This is a genomic window from Chryseobacterium sp. FG46, assembly GCF_057809135.1.
In genome coordinates, this window is record NZ_JBMDJJ010000020.1 from 74,265 (window position 1) to 89,963 (window position 15,699).

A 15,699-nucleotide genomic window follows, 5' to 3' on the forward strand; every position below is an offset into this window, starting at 1 on the left:
TTTATGGATTCAAAAAACTATCACGAAGACTTATCCCACATTCGTTCTATGATGGAACGGTCTTCCAGATTTATTTCTCTAAGTGGCTTATCCGGAGTTGTGGCCGGGTTAGTGGCAATTACTGGAGCCGTATATGTGTATTTTGTCTTTCAGAGAGAAGGAATCAGCTATTTTGATGGAGACAGAAATATTTTAAGCCCTTCCTTAGTGAAAGAACTTGTCCTGATTGGATCTATTATTTTGGTTGTTGCAGTCCTTAGCGGTTATATTTTTACCGCCCATAAAAGCAAAAAGAAAGGTTTGAAGATCTGGGATGCCACAACAAAAAGACTTTTGTTTACCTTTGCAGTGCCTTTGGTAGCAGGCGGTGTCTTTTGTCTCGCTCTACTTTATCATCATCTTTTTGTTTTCATTGCTCCGGCTACACTTATTTTTTATGGGTTGGCGCTGGTAGCTGCAGAACGTTATACATTAACGGATGTAAAGTATTTAGGATATCTAGAAATTATTTTAGGACTTGTTTCTTTGTTCTTTTTAGGATGGGGATTGCTGTTCTGGGCTATTGGTTTTGGAGTTTTGCATATTGTGTATGGATTGATCATGCATAAGAAATATAAATAATGGATGAGGATATAATTTTGCTATTCAATAGCAAAATTAGCATAAGTATTGCCTTTGGTAATGACTGCAGAATAAATAAGAAAAAGTAAAATGATCAAAATAAATCAGCTCAATAAAGAATTCGAAAGCCGTGTAAGACTGGGGATTATGTCCGTTCTTATGGTCAACGACTGGGTTGATTTTTCTGAAATGAAAAGTCTGCTCGAAATAACCGATGGAAATCTTGCAAGCCATAGCAATGCTCTGGAGAAAGCTGGTTATATAGAAGTGAAAAAAGAATTTGTCGGAAAGAAGCCCAAAACCTCTTATCGCGTAACCCAAAGTGGAAGACAGGCTTTTACTGAACATTTGGATGCACTGGAAAAATTATTAGGGCGATAGCCTTATATTTTTTTGAAAATTAACTTTGAATTGCAAAGTACTTTAATTAATAAAATGATGACACAAAAACAAAAAACACTCGCAATTTATGTCCTTCCATTGGCTTTACTCAGTATTCCTTTGGCTGGAAATCTATTTTCTAAAGAAGTAAACTGGTCAGCTTCAGATTTTCTGATAGCAGGAGCTTTACTTTTTACAGCAGCTTTTCTCATTAACCTGGTCCGAAATAAAATCAGAAAGCAAAGCTACAAAGTCCTGATCTGCATTTTTATTTTGCTGGCTCTTGCTTTGATCTGTGCCGAGTTGGCGGTAGGGATTTTCGGAAGCCCGTTTGCGGGAAGCTAAAGCCGGATTTATTCAGTATTTAATATGACTAGAAAAGAGTTCATTAAAAGACTAGCTTATCTTTCATTGGGAGGTGCTTTCCCGGCATTGTATTCGTGGCAGATAGAACCTTTTTGGGTGGAATTTGTACAAAGAAAACTTCCTGTTAAAAACTTGCCAAAGATTCTTGAAGGAAAGAAATTGATGCAGATTTCAGATCTGCATGTGGGAAATCGTTTCGACTGGAATTTTCTGATTGAATCTTTTCAGAAAGCCCAACAGTTTAAGCCGGATTTTGTAGTGTATACTGGCGATTATGTAAACAAGGGAACACCAGAAGAACAAAAAGCACTTGAAACTGTAATGGAAAATTGTGTTTTGGGAACGTCAGGCACTTTTGGAATCCTCGGTAACCATGATTATGGTGAAAATTGGAAAGATATAGAATGCTCAGATAGTATCTGTGAAATTCTTAAAGACAGAGGTATTACAGTGCTGAGAAATGCTCAGGAGGAAATCCATGGACTGAATTTTATAGGACTTGAAGATCTTTGGTCGCCTAATTTCTATCCCTCAGATGGGATGAGTGAATATGACTCCTCAAAAGCCAATATTGTATTGTGCCACAACCCAGACGCCTGTGATCTGGATATTTGGAACAGCTATCAGGGATGGATTTTAAGCGGACATACTCATGGCGGGCAATGTCGGATTCCCGGTATTATTACTCCGGTTCTTCCTGTAAAAAATAAAAAATATGTGTCGGGAGAAATAGATCTGGAAGATGGAAGAATGCTTTACATCAATCGGGCCATAGGACATTCTTTCCAGATAAGATTTATGGTACGCCCGGAAATTACTGTTTTCACCTTAACTCAAGCTTAATAATTATGAAAGATTCAGAAATAATAAAACAAAAAACAAAGGAAGATCAGAATATCTTAAACTTTGGAAAAATCATTTTTGTAATATTCTTTTTAGCTGGAAATAGCTGTCTTTTCGGATATATTTTCACAAAGGAGTTTTGGTTTGCAGATTTAGGATTTATGCTCATTACTTATGGAAGTCTTTTCAACCTTGTTATTATGTTGATTTTGCTGATATGTGCTGCTGCTAATAAATCTAATCGTAAAGCCTATTTACATTCTGCAGCAATTCTCTTAATCAATATACCTATAGCTATACTTTATACCATAATAGGATTCAATCTTGTTATTTTTAATTAATTCACTATGAAAAAAATACGCGTTCAGTTTCTGCTTTTTGTGTACGATAAAACTCAAAAATTATACAGAAAATATTTTAAAAAGAAAAAAAGACAGTGGCAGTTCAATGAAAAGCAACTGCTGGAGTTTCAGGAAGATTCTTTAGGTCGGAAACTGGGAGAGTTTTACAGAAAACATGGCTTTTCAATGATACCCAAAATGGAAAATCATGACGTACACCATCTGATTACCGGCTGCGGAACCAACTTTGAAGATGAAATTGCCATGCAGTATCTGCTGCTTGGAAACGGTAAACTCAATGCGCACCTTCTGGCTGCAATCGTATTAGGAACAATTATTCTTCCTGAATATGCGAAAATTTATATCAAAGCATATAAAAAAGGACAAAATATGAGAACCTTTCATCACTGGGACTTTGAAGGACTGCTATGGCAGAATTATGAACATGTGAAAGACTTCATTCAACAAAAAGAAACAGCCATTCTCCATTAAAATTTAAGGATGATGAGAAAAATAAAATTCAGTCCGCTGGGAGCAAAAACGTTTCTGATTTCCTTTTTGCTGGGTACCTCATTACTGCTTTTATTTTGGATTACAAAAGCTGAATTTCTCGTGATACTCGGATTTTACTATGTGGTGATCGCGGCAGTAGTGAATCTGTTAATCATTTTATATGAATTGATGGAATTCCTGAGTGATATTTCCGGAAAGAAAAGGAACGGAAATTCTGTACTTCTTCTGTTGCTCAATGTTCCTGTTGCTTTAATCTACCTCGCCCTATACTTTGAATTTCTTTCAAATCTCTCAAATCTCTCAGATCTTTCAACCTTTTAAATCTTTAAATAATTAACCTCATGAAAACACATCATTATATATTTCTTACAGCCATTCTCTTTGTTATCGTCTTTTATGACCAGGATGTAGGGCTAAACCTTGGAATCCTGGGAATTGTCTACGCAGCATTAACCCTTTTCAGGACACCTGCAAAAAATAAAACAGGAATACTTTATGTTCTTTTTGCGACAAGTATTCTTTCCAGTATTGCATTTGCATGGTTTGGAGATTTTACATCATTTATTGCTGTGATGAGTTCGCTGCTTTTGCTGGGATACAAATCAAAGAACAGAAGACTGAAGATTCTCTTTTTAATTCCGGTTTTTATCGTGAATAGCTGTACTTCCTTCTGTCGTTTTTTTAGCTTTGATGAATGGCTGCCTAAGAAAAATTTTTCAGGATTTTGGCAAAAGACATTGGCTTTCTTTTTGATTCCGCTGGTGCTGGTTTCTGTTTTCTTTGGGATATATTCTGCAGGAAGCGACCATTTTGCAGCCCTTTTCACAGATTATGAGCTGGATATTAATCTATGGCAGGTATTTTGTCTCTCTGTGTTAGGATTCTTTATTGCCTTTAATTACTGGAATTATGCGGTGGAAAAGTTAATCTATAAAAACAATCATGTTCTGGATAACGATTTCCGCAAAGATTCCCGGATTCCCAAAGCTACTTATTCCTTTCTTGATCTTGACGCAGAAAGAATGAGCGGAGTAATCTCTTTTGTTTTGCTGAATATTCTATTGATTTTCTTTATTGTTACCTACAATTATGAACAGTTTTATGAAGCCGTAAAAACACCTGTTCAGCTTTCAGAAGAAACCCATGAAAGAGTAAACGCAGTTATTATATCTATTGTCATGGCAATTCTGGTGATTATGTTTTATTTTAAATCAGGATTTAATTTTGATTCAAAAGCAGGTTCACTGAAACTATTAGCCAAAATATGGATTTTTCTCAATGCTGTTCTTGTTGTTTCCGCAGCGCTTAAAAACTATGAGTATATTGTTTATTATGCATTTACCTATAAAAGACTTGGTGTATTTGCTTTCCTTCTTTTATCACTAATCGGCCTGGTTTTGACTTATATTAAAATTCAAAAGCAAAAAAGAAACATTTTCCTTGTTAATACAATGATCTGGTATTTTTATGCAACCGTTCTTGTATGCAGCTATTTCAACTGGGGTGGTTTTATCACTTCCCAGAATATGAAACGAAAAGATTTTGCGGTTAATTATCACCGAACTTCTATTAATTTCAGTGAAAAAGCACTCCTGAAATATGCAGATGAAAAAAATGATCAGAAACTAAAAAAGACTCTGCAGGATAAAGTGAAAAATGAGAGATCCAAAACCTTCCTTTCAAAGATTTTGTATTATCAGACCCTAAAATAGAAGATCATGAAAAACCTTATTGAATCCTCAAGATTTAAAATTAATGTATTATTGATAATGATGACTATATTCTGTTTCAGTCTCTCTGCTTTCAGATATTATATCAGTGATACAAAAGTATTTTTGTTTCTCAACTGGAATCTTTTTCTGGCGTGGATTCCTTTATTATTAAGTTCATTCATTCTTGCTTTTAAGATCAGAAGTACAATTTCACTCATCTTTATTATAGTAGTCTGGATATTGTTCTTCCCCAATTCCCCCTATATTCTTACGGATCTTTTTCATCTCAGAGCAAGAAATGACATACCAATCTGGTATGACCTGATTGTGATTCTTTCCTATGCATGGACGGGGCTGATCTGTGGTTTTATAAGTCTTAATGATATTGAAAAACGACTTTCTGATTATGGAAAAAGAAATATTATCAATGGAGTAACTGTGCTTTTCTTTTTCATGAGCAGTTTTGGAGTTTATCTTGGCCGATTTTTGAGATGGAACAGCTGGGATGTACTCAACAATCCTTTTGGTCTGTTCTCAGATATTCTGGTAAGATTCATCTATCCCATGGAATATACCAAAACATGGGGCGTCACCCTTTTGATGGGAATTATTCTCAACTTTATGTACTTTACATTTAAATGGGCAGAAACCAATGATGAAAAAGAATTGCAGCCGGAAAATAAATCATTAAACGGAATGGAACAATTTTAGCATTTAAATGAGCTCAGCATAATAAATGTTGATCCACTTTTAAAATTAATATTATGAAAAAAAGCCTATTGTTAATTCCTTTGATTATTGTTGCCTGTAAAAAAGAACCTGCTGTGACAAACGTTCCGGAGAAAGATTCTACAGTGGTAACAGAAATGCCGGACTCTGTAGTAAAAGCAGATTCTGCAGCATTAAGAAAAAAAGATTCAATTATTAACAATGCTCCGGTCACTAAGGAAGTTTTACGCAAAGGGGTAATGAGAAATGAAAAAGAGGGTCAGATCATAAGAACGGCAGATGCTAACCAGCTCCCTTTTACAATTGGAGAAGAATTTACAAAAGATGATCAGGATTTAGTCTTAAAGCTGACCCGTTACAACCGTCCCAATATTAAAGCGAAAATTTCAACAAAAGAGAAAGATTTTAATATTCGTTTCAATCAGATCAGACTTCCTAACGGGAATTATGACGGACCTTTTGGAAGAGAAATTACTTATGATACTCCCGGACAAGGTGAAGTGTGGCTGATTATCGGAAAAAGTAATATGGCTTCAGGAAATACCAAAGGAAGTTTCACAGTAACGGTTGAATAATATTCAATCAATTTGGTACAATTTCTGCAAACTAAACACTGAAGTTTAAAATTTTAAATTATGAAAAATATAGTTCTAACAGCAATGGCTGCCTCAGCTGTACTTGTAAGTTGCGGAACCGTACAGTCATTGGTTCAGAATACATTTCCATACACAACTAATGTTTTGGTATCTACGGGAGTTCCTGCAGATAAAGAAGTTTCTTCCACTGCAACAGCTACCAATGTACAGACATGGTTCGGAGGAAATAACAATGCAAAGATTAAAGACGTAAGAATTTCAGACGCAAAAATCTCTGTGGCATCTCCTTCAGGAGGGAATCTGAGTGCCTTTAAAACTGTAAAAATATACGTTTCTTCTAGCGGAACAGGAGAAAGATTGGTCGCTTCACGTTCCAATATCTCTACCAATTCTTCCAGCTTAAATCTTGATCTTAATGATACCGGATTCCTGGATGAAATTGTAAAAAGTTCAGGTTTAACTGTAAGAACAGTGTATGAGCTGAAGAATCAGACTTCTTCAGATATGAATATCAAAGTGGCGCTTAATTTCAGCAGCGTTCCTGCAAAATAAGTACATAAAAAATACTATTAAAAACCCTCTTTCAGTATTCTGGAAGAGGGTTTGATATGAAGTAAAATAGGTAAAAAAATCTTTTATTTAGAGTTTTGTCAGTTTCTCAACAACTCTTCTCTGGCCTTCATTGATGTTAATAATATACTGACCTGCTGGTAGTTGTGAGATATCAATTTTCTCATTTGGCAAAACTGAATTTTTGATAACAGTGCGCCCCTGAAGGTTAATAATCTCTACATCCAGTTTTTTATTTTCACTGCTTTTAAGAGCGATAGAACTGCTGGACGGATTAGGATAAATTTTAACCTCTAAGGCAGATAAAGTTTTAACAGGTGCTGCAAATTTACTTTCCAGCTGAAGAATGGCATTCTTCACATTAGGAAGTGGGCCAATCTTTTGACCCGTTACAGTTCCTCCCTGAGGAATTCCCGTTGAAATTAAAAGGTTTTTCATTGCAGAAGGCGTTAAATACTGACCTGTAGTCTGACGATAGAAAGACTGGATTAAAATAGCAGCAGAAGAAACTACCGGTGTTGCAGAACTTGTACCGCTGAAATAATTATAAGTTCTGTTGTTGTCATTGTCATATTTCGCATAAGATCCATAACCTGCCGCCATCACACTGCTTCCCCAGCCCTGAACATCCACTCTGTTTCCATAAGTACTGAAACTTAATTTCGAATGGGTAGTATTAGGAGATCCTGCTCCTACAATAATAGCACCACTATTTCCTCTTGCAAGATAGGTTGCATAAAACGGATCATCCAGATTCTGGTTTCCATTACCTGCTGCAGCAATGATAATAATCCCAGAATCAGTAGCGGCTTTGGTAAGATCCCAGATTACTTTATCATATTCCGCAGGACAATACTGACCGTCTTTTCCGCCAGTCTGCATTTCATATAAAATAATATCTCCGGCCTGAGATGCATTAATAGATCTGCTCACTGCAGAAGCCCGGTTGTATCCCACAGTGGTCCATTCCATATAACCTTTTATTTCAGAAGTATTGTAGGCAGCTCCTGTAAGACCAATATTATCTTTTACAGAACCTAAAATACTTACTACTGCCGTTCCGTGATCACGGTAATTATTATTGGCCAGGCCGGCATTCGGAGAATATCCCGGTTCCAGTTGTATAGAGTTTTGGTTAGACAGCATCTCATGAGTTTTATAGAAACCATATTCTACATCCCGCACACGGATATTCTGTCCGGTGATTCCTCTTGACCATGCATATTTAGCATTGATTCCCGGATTGTCATTCAGATAGGTCTGCAGGCTTTCCAGATCAGGAGTTGCCACAAAAGCATTTACCAAAGGTGGTTCTATAGGTTCGGCACTCATTACGGAAACATATTCTATTTCAGGAAATCTCTCCAGGGTATGGATGATTTTTTCTGAGGCTTCTTTATTTTGAAGAGGAATGTCAGCCTTATAAATTCTTTTCAGTTTTTCCACAGATTCCGTGGAATTTCCGATGGCCTTGCTGTTTCTGGCCATTTCATCAAGTTTGCTGTCTGTAAAGTCCAGATCATACTTAAATGAGATGTGGTTTTCTCTTGAAAATCTTTCCAGATCAGCATTTCTGCTGAAAGCTGTTTTTTCTGAATTGATGCCTTTTGAAAAGCATACATAAATAATTGAATTTTGATCATCAGCCATTTTGGGCTGGCTGCCCTGCCCGAAAGACAGAGTAGAACAGAACGCAAATAATGCGAAAAGGTTGGTTTTTGTTTTCATACGATTTTGTTAAATGGTTGTAAATCAGTTTTGATTTGTATCAAAAATAATAATAAAATGAAAACAAATCACGTTTTTGTGAATTTATTTTTTTAATTTTTACTCCTTCCTTTTGTATAAAGGATTTCTTTGTTTATGAATGGTACACCTCACAGGTTTTCAAAACCCGTGAGGTGTAATGACAGATGTATTTTCTGCTTACTAATCAAAAAAAATACGCTCCATAAATTGAAACGTATTGCGTATATTTTACACCTTTATCTTCTCCGCTTAGCTTTTGGTAATGGAATCCATTACAATGGTAACCGGTCCGTCATTGATAAGAGAAACCTTCATATCAGCTCCGAAGATTCCACTTTCGGTTATTAATCCCGATTTAGCTATTTCTTCCTTAAAATAATCAAAAAGCGGTACAGCTTTATCCGGTTTTGCTGCCTTTATGAAAGAAGGTCTGTTGCCTTTTTTATAATCTGCAATCAATGTAAACTGGCTGATACAAAGGATTTCTCCTGAAATATCTTTCACGGAAAGATTAAGCTTGTCATCTTCATCTCCAAAGATCCTCAGGTTTAAAACTTTTTGTACAAGCCAGTCAGCATCTGTCTTTTCATCATTTTCATCTATGCCTACAAGCAGCATTAGTCCTTTTCCGATTTCTCCAACAATTTTTCCTTCTACTCTTACACTGGCTTCAGAAACTCTTTGTATAACGATCTTCATCTTATATTTTTAATAATAAACATTTAAGATTTTACTTGCGGCATCGTAACTGTAAGGATAAGTTTTAGGCGGCAGAGAAGTTTTGGCTCCCGATTCCGGCTGTCCCGTACTTAAGATCCATCTTGTATCATCCTGCGGACATATGATGGCAATATTGTCTTTTACCTCAAGAGTGGTATTATTATCAGGACATATATGTGGAGCATTCCTGTCATAGACTTTAAATCCGTTTGCGGTTCGAACAATAATAAGTCCTCTCGTTCCAGATTGCTGTTCGTTTACATAAATCCAGCCGTTGATATTGTTCAAAACGTAGTAAGCGGGAAGGTTTAGATTAAGTGATACATTGATAGGAACATTGGGGAAGCAGTTCACAGTATCTTCTCTGCTCCCACAAGAGTTTATAGTTAAATTACTGAAAATCAATAAAATGAAAATAGATAAGATTGAGAAAGTTTTTTTCATTTCAATTTAAATTTTTATATATTTGTAAAAATTAAACGATTACAACACGAAAACATTGTCCGGCAAATGTCGGATTATTTTTTTATACTAAAACTAAATTTTGAAAATTATGGCAAGCTATGTAACTAAGGAGGGCCTGGAGAAAATGAAAGCTGAGCTGGAACAGTTGGAAACTGTAGAGAGACCAAAAATTACTCAGCAGATCGCAGAAGCAAGAGATAAAGGAGATTTGTCTGAAAATGCAGAATACGATGCGGCTAAAGAGGCTCAGGGGATGCTTGAAATGAGAATTTCTAAGCTGAAAGACGTAATTTCTACTTCTAAAATTATAGACGAAAGCCAATTAGATACTTCAAAAGTTTCCATCTTAACGACAGTGAAACTTAAAAACAATGCTACCAAGCAAGAGCAGGTATTTACATTGGTACCAGATAACGAAAGCGATCTGAAGACGGGAAAGATTTCTGTGAACACACCTATCGCAAAGGGGCTGTTAGGAAAAGCTATTGGTGAAGTTGCTGAAATTACTTTGCCAAACGGAAACAAACTGTCTTTTGAAGTATTAGACATCTCATTATAGTCTGATATTCCCTTTTATTTCTAACCTTCTAAATATCTAACCCAAACTTCTGATAAAATGAGCACTATATTCACAAAAATCATCAATGGCGAAATTCCCTCTTATAAGATTGCAGAAAATGAAGACTTCATTGCATTCTTAGACGCAATGCCTTTGGTGAAGGGACATACTTTAGTAGTACCTAAAAAAGAAGTGGATTTGATTTTTGATCTTGAAAGTGAAGAATACAAAAACCTTTGGGGATTTGCCCAAGAGGTAGCCAAGAAGATCAAAACTGCAGTTCCATGTGTAAGAGTAGGAGTAGCAGTGGTAGGGCTTGAAGTTCCTCATGCACACATCCATCTGATTCCTTTAAATAAGATGGAAGACATGAATTTCAGAAATGAAAGATTAAAATTAACGAACGAAGAATATACAGAGATTCAACACTCAATTATTAATTCTTAACAACCAGAAAATCGTAAAAAAGTAATTTTTTACGATTTTCTTTAACATATACATATATATTATATCATATGAATTCCAACCAATGTTCTTTCTGTGGCAGAAAAAGAAATGAAGTACAGATGCTGATTTCTGGGCAGAATGGTTTTATTTGTGAAAATTGTATAGAGCAGGCACATGCTATTGTAAAAGATGGTGCATCAAAAACAGGATATTCACCTGCAAACAGCATGGATGAGCTTAAAAAGCCGAAAGAGATCAAAGAATTCCTTGATCAGTATGTGATTGGACAGGATCAGGCAAAAAAGCAGCTTTCAATTGCTGTTTATAACCACTATAAAAGATTACTTCATGCTCAGGACGAAAACAGAGAAGTGGAGCTTGAAAAGTCAAATATTATCATGATAGGGGAGACGGGAACGGGTAAGACCCTTTTGGCAAAAACAATTGCCAGAGAACTTAATGTTCCTTTCTGTATTGTGGATGCTACTATCTTAACAGAAGCAGGATATGTAGGAGAAGATGTCGAAAGTATCCTTTCAAGGCTTCTGATGGTAGCAGATTATGATGTGGAGAAAGCTGAAAAAGGAATTGTTTTCATTGATGAGATTGATAAGATTGCCAGAAAATCAGACAATCCAAGTATTACAAGAGACGTTTCAGGAGAAGGTGTACAGCAGGGATTACTGAAACTGCTGGAAGGAAGTATTGTGAATGTTCCGCCACAAGGAGGAAGAAAACATCCGGATCAGAAATACATCCAGGTCAATACTCAGAACATCTTATTTATTGCAGGAGGAGCTTTTGACGGGATCAAGGAGATCATCGAAAGAAGAATGAACAAGCAGGCAATCGGTTTCAGCTCTGAAAAAATCAATAAAACTGACGAGGACGAATATATATTAACAAATATTAATGCGATTGATCTTCGTACTTTCGGATTAATTCCGGAACTTTTAGGAAGATTTCCAATCATTACTTACCTTGATAAGCTCACGAAAGAGACGTTAGTAAGAATTATGAAGGAACCTAAAAACTCTATCGTGAATCAATTTGTGGAACTTTTTAAAATGGATGGCACAGATTTGGCAATCACAGACGGAGCAATTGAAAAAATCGTAGAGGAAACTATTGAAAAAGGATTAGGTGCTAGAGGCCTTAGAGGTACCACCGAAAAAGTTCTAGAAGACTATATGTTTTCAATAGGAGAGGAGAAAGAAATTATCCTAACTGAAGATAATGTTTTGATTAATAGATAAAAAATTTTTTTTTTAAGAAAAATAATAATACCTTTGCGGGTGAAGATTGTATTAACACACAAATAATTTATACAATGAGAAAAAGTTTATTTGCTATAGGTCTTTTAGCAATTGGTTATTCTGTTCAGGCGCAGATATTATGTCATGTTGACACTAATGCTAATATGTATGTGAGCGAAGGCACCCTAGTTTATAGTGGTGGAGGTGTACAAACAAAAGGTAATGGTCTTTTGGACGTACATGGAAATATCATGGTTGTAGGATCTGGTACGGATCTCTTAAAAACAATTGATGCCAGCGGTGCTGATAAAACCGATGGCGGAAATATAATCTTAAGACTTAATACCCCTGCTTCTTTTGCTACTTCTACGTATGGTCAGCTATACATCGATGGACTATCCCAGTCCAATATTACAGGTATTGTAACCAAAGAATACAGAACTACAAGTAATGGTAGTGGTAATTATTTCCAGCAAGTTGCTTTGCCTTTCTTTGGTAAAGCTTTAAGCTCATTATCTACTGAAGTTGGTAAGACTTTCAATACGGGTAGATATAGTAATCCAATTCTAAAGTGGGATAATGCTAATGCAGTTTCTGCACATTTTACAAATTTAGCAACTACTACTGCTGATGGTTCAGGGTATTACATGCTGAAAGTTACTAATAACGACTGGAATCCAAGTGCACCTGCCACAGGAACTGTGTTCAATATTAACGGAAAGCCATATGCTCCGTTAGCTGGAACTGCTTCATTGCAGAATGCAGGAAAATCTAACGTTGGAGCTTCCAATATTGTATTTGGAAATGGTGGTAATGCTGTGAATGCTTACAACGAAAAGTACAATACTTATCTTGATGATTCCTTTGAATTTACTTTAAGCCCATGGGCTGGAACATTTGGCCAAAACTTTTATCAGTTTGGTAACCCTTATCTTACTAATTTAGATTTATCTAATATTGGATATACTGAAAGTGTTACCGGATCAGATGGAAATGCTGTAAAAAATATCTGGGGTATTGAATATAATCCGGGTACTGTGGTTACACTTCCTGGAGGTTCTACTTATGCTACAGGTGCTCAGGTGGTTACTTACGTGCCTACAGGTGACGGGGTTGCTCCGGCGGTTGGAGATGTGAACTTAGATAAAATGGTTATCAAACCTATGCAGTCATTTAAAATAAAGTTAAGAAACAATACAGCTCAGACTTTAGATTTTAATACACTAAGAAGATTCAAATCAACAGCAAGAACTGCAGGTACTCCTAATGGGGTAAATGCGGCTAGAATGGCAGGTAAGAGCACATCCAATACAGTAAAACAGCTTGGGGTAATCGGTCTTGATGCTAATGGTAATGAGATTTCCAGAACGTACTATGTGGTTTCTCCATCATTTACAACAGGACATCAGGTTTCTGCAGCTACAACAGTTCAAAGTTCAGCAGGTACAAGAATCATTGGTACTTACGAAGAAGCATTGAATGGTGGGTATGATAACAATTATACTAACTATTGGTTATATATTAACGAAGCTAATGAGAGTAACTTCCAAGGTAAAAATGTTAAGTTAGTTAACTATAAACTTGATCAGGTTAAATCTTATAAGTTCGAGATCAGAGAAAATGCAGAACTTATTCCTGCTGGTACTCACCAGTTATCTTCAGGAATTGGTTTCTACTATAAAGCAGAAAACGGAAATTTAGTACAGGCTAAACAGGGAGATGTTGTAGCTGTAACAAATGAAGAAGCTAACTTGTATTATGGTGAGCCAAGTAATATTACTTTGGCAGTAGATAAAACAGCTCCTAGTGTTTCCAGAACACTTGTTGTTTATGATCCATCTGTTACAAATTACATTGTTAGATTCGATCCAAAATGGAAAAAAGCAGACATTCAAGTTTATGATATGAGCGGTAAACTGGTAATCTCTAAAAAAGCGGTTGAAACATCCAGAGATTTTGTAATCGAGCTTGATGGCTCAGTTAAAAATTCATATGTTGTAAAAATCGTTTCTGATAAGGGAGAAACTGTTAACACTAAAATCTTAAAATAAACCACATGAGAACTATTAATAAACTAGTCCTGGCATTTTTCCTATTTGCTGTATCTTTAGCAAATGCCGCTCCACCAATCCCAGGAGGAGGAGGAAATGGAGGAAATGGTACCGGATCACCTGCCTCACCCATTGATATGTATATATATGTACTTGGTATCGTAGCAATAGGATTTATTGTTTACTTTACAAAAAAGTACAAAAGTATAAAAGCATAAAATTTTATTAAAATAATATTAAACTCTCTGATTAGTCAGAGAGTTTTTTTATTTTTACTCTATGAAAAAGATTTATACGCTATCAGCGATTTTGGCCGCATTTGCTTTGCAGGCTCAATTTACTGTTACCATTCAGACTCCAGCAGATTTTAAAGACCAGGATGCTATTCTATATACACTAAACGGATCAAAAGATATTATTGTTACCAAAGAACAAAGTAAGAATAGTATGTGGACTTTTAAATATCCCAACCATTATATGGGGATGATGAAAGTTTATTTTCCAGGTTCTAATAATACCGTAAGCTTTATTTCTGAAAATAAAAATGTCAGCATTAAACTGGATATCCAGAATAGCAAAGTAAAGGATGTTACGTATCTGGATGAAGCCAATAATCTGATGAGTAAACAACAAGAAGGTTCACAAAAGAAAGAGCTTATTTTGCCGGCTTTAGCACAGATCAAAGAATATTACAAAGACAATACTGATTTTGGAAAAGCTTTGAAAACAGAAATTGAAAGACTTTCTGGTGCTTCAGGTTCTATTGATGCAGCACAACATCCGTTTATTGCTTATTATAATACGAATTACAGCAAGTTTCTTTCCAATTCACCGGATTCAGCTAAAAAGGCAGATCAGGAAGAAATAATCAACTTTCTGGATAAATCAGGGGATATGCTTGAAAGCTCATCCTTATTGAGACCTGTATTGGTAGCTTATCTGAATTCAGGGGGGAATACCAATGTTACGGCTTCTGTTGATAAGTTGTTAGATCGTTTAAAAGTAGAGACTCCAAGAGGTCAGACTGTATTGTCAGAATTGATTGATATTTTTGATGTCTATCAGATGGATGAATATAAGAGTAAATATCTGTCTCTTGCCAAAAATCTTAAATGTACCATCACTGATAGGCTTGCTTCCACATTGAAATCCAATGCGAACATTGAAATGGGGGCTGTTTTTCCTAATTATAAGTTCCAGTCACCCGTTAATACCACTGCAAAATCATTACACGATATTAAAGCAGATAAAAAGGTGGTTGTCTTTTGGTCATCTACATGCTCACACTGTGAAAGTGAACTTCCTAAACTTTTGGAAAAATATAATGATCTGAAATCAAAAAATATTCAGATTGTAGGGCTGTCTTTAGATGTTGATAAGAACTCATATACCCAAAAAATTGCTGCATTTCCTTGGGTGAATGATTCCGAATTGAGAGGATGGAACAGTAGTTACACAGATTTGTATAATATTCATGCAACTCCCACGTATTTTATTTTAGATGCTAACAATAAGATAATCAGTAAACCAGATCATGTTGGTGATGTTTTAGAATATTTTAAGCTAAAATAATTTTGGAGGTAAAGAAATATTTTCTATATTTGCACCACCAAAACGGCGAGGTAGCTCAGTTGGTTAGAGCGCAGGATTCATAACCCTGAGGTCACGGGTTCAATTCCCGTCTTCGCTACAATAAACCGCAATCATTGATTTAATGATTGCGGTTTTTACTTTTAAAAGAATTGATACTTTACTCTTTAATTTTTTCAACTAAATTTTA

At 35.7% G+C, this 15,699-nt stretch carries 20 protein-coding genes and 1 tRNA gene; 18 read left to right on the top strand and 3 right to left on the bottom strand.

The window, feature by feature from the left end; all coding sequences use genetic code 11:
* Positions 1 to 3: 3 nt before the first annotated feature.
* The 11 genes from ACODR7_RS15270 to ACODR7_RS15320 all read left to right on the top strand — a co-directional run bounded on the left by ACODR7_RS15270 (position 4) and on the right by ACODR7_RS15320 (position 6,654).
* Positions 4 to 621: a hypothetical protein gene (locus ACODR7_RS15270; protein WP_488840321.1), complete on the top strand. Its 618-nt coding sequence runs from the start codon at positions 4 to 6 to the stop codon at positions 619 to 621.
* A 90-nt stretch (positions 622 to 711) separates the two neighbouring features.
* Positions 712 to 1,002: a winged helix-turn-helix domain-containing protein gene (locus ACODR7_RS15275; RefSeq protein WP_076596858.1), complete on the top strand. Its 291-nt coding sequence runs from the start codon at positions 712 to 714 to the stop codon at positions 1,000 to 1,002.
* 54 nt (positions 1,003 to 1,056) lie between these two features.
* On the top strand, positions 1,057 to 1,347 hold the full coding sequence (locus tag ACODR7_RS15280; RefSeq protein ID WP_488840322.1) for a hypothetical protein: 291 nt from the start codon (positions 1,057 to 1,059) through the stop codon (positions 1,345 to 1,347).
* A 24-nt stretch (positions 1,348 to 1,371) separates the two neighbouring features.
* Entirely contained in the window at positions 1,372 to 2,211 is an 840-nt protein-coding gene (locus ACODR7_RS15285) for a metallophosphoesterase (protein ID WP_488840324.1), read from the top strand.
* Between the two features lie 5 nt (positions 2,212 to 2,216).
* A complete protein-coding gene (locus tag ACODR7_RS15290; RefSeq protein WP_488840326.1) occupies positions 2,217 to 2,552 on the top strand; it encodes a hypothetical protein in 336 nt (111 codons plus the stop codon).
* A 6-nt stretch (positions 2,553 to 2,558) separates the two neighbouring features.
* Positions 2,559 to 3,044 (top strand): Coq4 family protein, encoded by a 486-nt coding sequence (locus ACODR7_RS15295; protein WP_488840328.1) that lies wholly within the window; start codon positions 2,559 to 2,561, stop codon positions 3,042 to 3,044.
* 9 nt (positions 3,045 to 3,053) lie between these two features.
* The gene (locus ACODR7_RS15300) at positions 3,054 to 3,386 is read left to right on the top strand and encodes a hypothetical protein (RefSeq protein ID WP_488840330.1); all 333 of its coding nucleotides are present in this window, start codon (positions 3,054 to 3,056) and stop codon (positions 3,384 to 3,386) included.
* A 20-nt stretch (positions 3,387 to 3,406) separates the two neighbouring features.
* A complete protein-coding gene (locus tag ACODR7_RS15305) occupies positions 3,407 to 4,777 on the top strand; it encodes a DUF4153 domain-containing protein (protein WP_488840331.1) in 1,371 nt (456 codons plus the stop codon).
* Between the two features lie 6 nt (positions 4,778 to 4,783).
* Complete coding sequence (locus tag ACODR7_RS15310; RefSeq protein WP_488840333.1) at positions 4,784 to 5,488, top strand: DUF1361 domain-containing protein; 705 nt, start codon at positions 4,784 to 4,786, stop codon at positions 5,486 to 5,488.
* 53 nt (positions 5,489 to 5,541) lie between these two features.
* A complete protein-coding gene (locus ACODR7_RS15315) occupies positions 5,542 to 6,081 on the top strand; it encodes a hypothetical protein (RefSeq protein WP_488840335.1) in 540 nt (179 codons plus the stop codon).
* Between the two features lie 60 nt (positions 6,082 to 6,141).
* The gene (locus ACODR7_RS15320; protein ID WP_488840337.1) at positions 6,142 to 6,654 is read left to right on the top strand and encodes a hypothetical protein; all 513 of its coding nucleotides are present in this window, start codon (positions 6,142 to 6,144) and stop codon (positions 6,652 to 6,654) included.
* An 87-nt stretch (positions 6,655 to 6,741) separates the two neighbouring features.
* Here the strand turns inward: ACODR7_RS15320 and ACODR7_RS15325 are convergent, their stop codons facing one another.
* From ACODR7_RS15325 to ACODR7_RS15335, 3 genes are all read right to left on the bottom strand, one after another.
* Positions 6,742 to 8,400 carry a S8 family peptidase gene (locus tag ACODR7_RS15325; RefSeq protein WP_488840339.1) on the bottom strand — a complete coding sequence of 553 codons (1,659 nt, stop codon included), beginning with the start codon at positions 8,398 to 8,400 and terminating at the stop codon, positions 6,742 to 6,744.
* Between the two features lie 270 nt (positions 8,401 to 8,670).
* Positions 8,671 to 9,120, bottom strand: coding sequence for a D-aminoacyl-tRNA deacylase (dtd, locus tag ACODR7_RS15330; protein ID WP_488840341.1), 450 nt, complete (start codon positions 9,118 to 9,120; stop codon positions 8,671 to 8,673).
* A gap of 9 nt (positions 9,121 to 9,129) precedes the next feature.
* Positions 9,130 to 9,585: a hypothetical protein gene (locus ACODR7_RS15335; RefSeq protein WP_076596848.1), complete on the bottom strand. Its 456-nt coding sequence runs from the start codon at positions 9,583 to 9,585 to the stop codon at positions 9,130 to 9,132.
* Positions 9,586 to 9,694: 109 nt separating this feature from the next.
* Between ACODR7_RS15335 and greA the strand changes: the two genes are divergently transcribed.
* The 7 genes from greA (at position 9,695) to ACODR7_RS15370 (ending at position 15,609) form a co-directional block, all read left to right on the top strand.
* Positions 9,695 to 10,165, top strand: a complete 471-nt coding sequence (greA, locus tag ACODR7_RS15340) for a transcription elongation factor GreA (RefSeq protein ID WP_076596847.1) — start codon at positions 9,695 to 9,697, stop codon at positions 10,163 to 10,165.
* Between the two features lie 57 nt (positions 10,166 to 10,222).
* Positions 10,223 to 10,612: an HIT family protein gene (locus ACODR7_RS15345; RefSeq protein WP_076596846.1), complete on the top strand. Its 390-nt coding sequence runs from the start codon at positions 10,223 to 10,225 to the stop codon at positions 10,610 to 10,612.
* A gap of 68 nt (positions 10,613 to 10,680) precedes the next feature.
* A complete protein-coding gene (gene clpX, locus ACODR7_RS15350) occupies positions 10,681 to 11,868 on the top strand; it encodes an ATP-dependent Clp protease ATP-binding subunit ClpX (protein ID WP_488840343.1) in 1,188 nt (395 codons plus the stop codon).
* Between the two features lie 74 nt (positions 11,869 to 11,942).
* Positions 11,943 to 13,919 (top strand): T9SS type A sorting domain-containing protein, encoded by a 1,977-nt coding sequence (locus ACODR7_RS15355; RefSeq protein WP_488840345.1) that lies wholly within the window; start codon positions 11,943 to 11,945, stop codon positions 13,917 to 13,919.
* A 5-nt stretch (positions 13,920 to 13,924) separates the two neighbouring features.
* Positions 13,925 to 14,137, top strand: coding sequence for a signal peptidase (locus ACODR7_RS15360; protein ID WP_488840346.1), 213 nt, complete (start codon positions 13,925 to 13,927; stop codon positions 14,135 to 14,137).
* 61 nt (positions 14,138 to 14,198) lie between these two features.
* On the top strand, positions 14,199 to 15,491 hold the full coding sequence (locus ACODR7_RS15365; protein WP_488840348.1) for a TlpA family protein disulfide reductase: 1,293 nt from the start codon (positions 14,199 to 14,201) through the stop codon (positions 15,489 to 15,491).
* Between the two features lie 44 nt (positions 15,492 to 15,535).
* Positions 15,536 to 15,609: transfer RNA gene (locus tag ACODR7_RS15370), tRNA-Met, on the top strand.
* The last annotated feature ends 90 nt before the right edge of the window (positions 15,610 to 15,699 follow it).

Coding starts and splice junctions, on each gene's coding strand:
- ACODR7_RS15270 (WP_488840321.1), top strand. CDS start 4: ATGGATTCAAAAAACTATCACGAAGACTTATCCCACATTCGTTCTATG.
- ACODR7_RS15275 (WP_076596858.1), top strand. CDS start 712: ATGATCAAAATAAATCAGCTCAATAAAGAATTCGAAAGCCGTGTAAGA.
- ACODR7_RS15280 (WP_488840322.1), top strand. CDS start 1,057: ATGATGACACAAAAACAAAAAACACTCGCAATTTATGTCCTTCCATTG.
- ACODR7_RS15285 (WP_488840324.1), top strand. CDS start 1,372: ATGACTAGAAAAGAGTTCATTAAAAGACTAGCTTATCTTTCATTGGGA.
- ACODR7_RS15290 (WP_488840326.1), top strand. CDS start 2,217: ATGAAAGATTCAGAAATAATAAAACAAAAAACAAAGGAAGATCAGAAT.
- ACODR7_RS15295 (WP_488840328.1), top strand. CDS start 2,559: ATGAAAAAAATACGCGTTCAGTTTCTGCTTTTTGTGTACGATAAAACT.
- ACODR7_RS15300 (WP_488840330.1), top strand. CDS start 3,054: ATGATGAGAAAAATAAAATTCAGTCCGCTGGGAGCAAAAACGTTTCTG.
- ACODR7_RS15305 (WP_488840331.1), top strand. CDS start 3,407: ATGAAAACACATCATTATATATTTCTTACAGCCATTCTCTTTGTTATC.
- ACODR7_RS15310 (WP_488840333.1), top strand. CDS start 4,784: ATGAAAAACCTTATTGAATCCTCAAGATTTAAAATTAATGTATTATTG.
- ACODR7_RS15315 (WP_488840335.1), top strand. CDS start 5,542: ATGAAAAAAAGCCTATTGTTAATTCCTTTGATTATTGTTGCCTGTAAA.
- ACODR7_RS15320 (WP_488840337.1), top strand. CDS start 6,142: ATGAAAAATATAGTTCTAACAGCAATGGCTGCCTCAGCTGTACTTGTA.
- ACODR7_RS15325 (WP_488840339.1), bottom strand. CDS start 8,400: ATGAAAACAAAAACCAACCTTTTCGCATTATTTGCGTTCTGTTCTACT.
- dtd (WP_488840341.1), bottom strand. CDS start 9,120: ATGAAGATCGTTATACAAAGAGTTTCTGAAGCCAGTGTAAGAGTAGAA.
- ACODR7_RS15335 (WP_076596848.1), bottom strand. CDS start 9,585: ATGAAAAAAACTTTCTCAATCTTATCTATTTTCATTTTATTGATTTTC.
- greA (WP_076596847.1), top strand. CDS start 9,695: ATGGCAAGCTATGTAACTAAGGAGGGCCTGGAGAAAATGAAAGCTGAG.
- ACODR7_RS15345 (WP_076596846.1), top strand. CDS start 10,223: ATGAGCACTATATTCACAAAAATCATCAATGGCGAAATTCCCTCTTAT.
- clpX (WP_488840343.1), top strand. CDS start 10,681: ATGAATTCCAACCAATGTTCTTTCTGTGGCAGAAAAAGAAATGAAGTA.
- ACODR7_RS15355 (WP_488840345.1), top strand. CDS start 11,943: ATGAGAAAAAGTTTATTTGCTATAGGTCTTTTAGCAATTGGTTATTCT.
- ACODR7_RS15360 (WP_488840346.1), top strand. CDS start 13,925: ATGAGAACTATTAATAAACTAGTCCTGGCATTTTTCCTATTTGCTGTA.
- ACODR7_RS15365 (WP_488840348.1), top strand. CDS start 14,199: ATGAAAAAGATTTATACGCTATCAGCGATTTTGGCCGCATTTGCTTTG.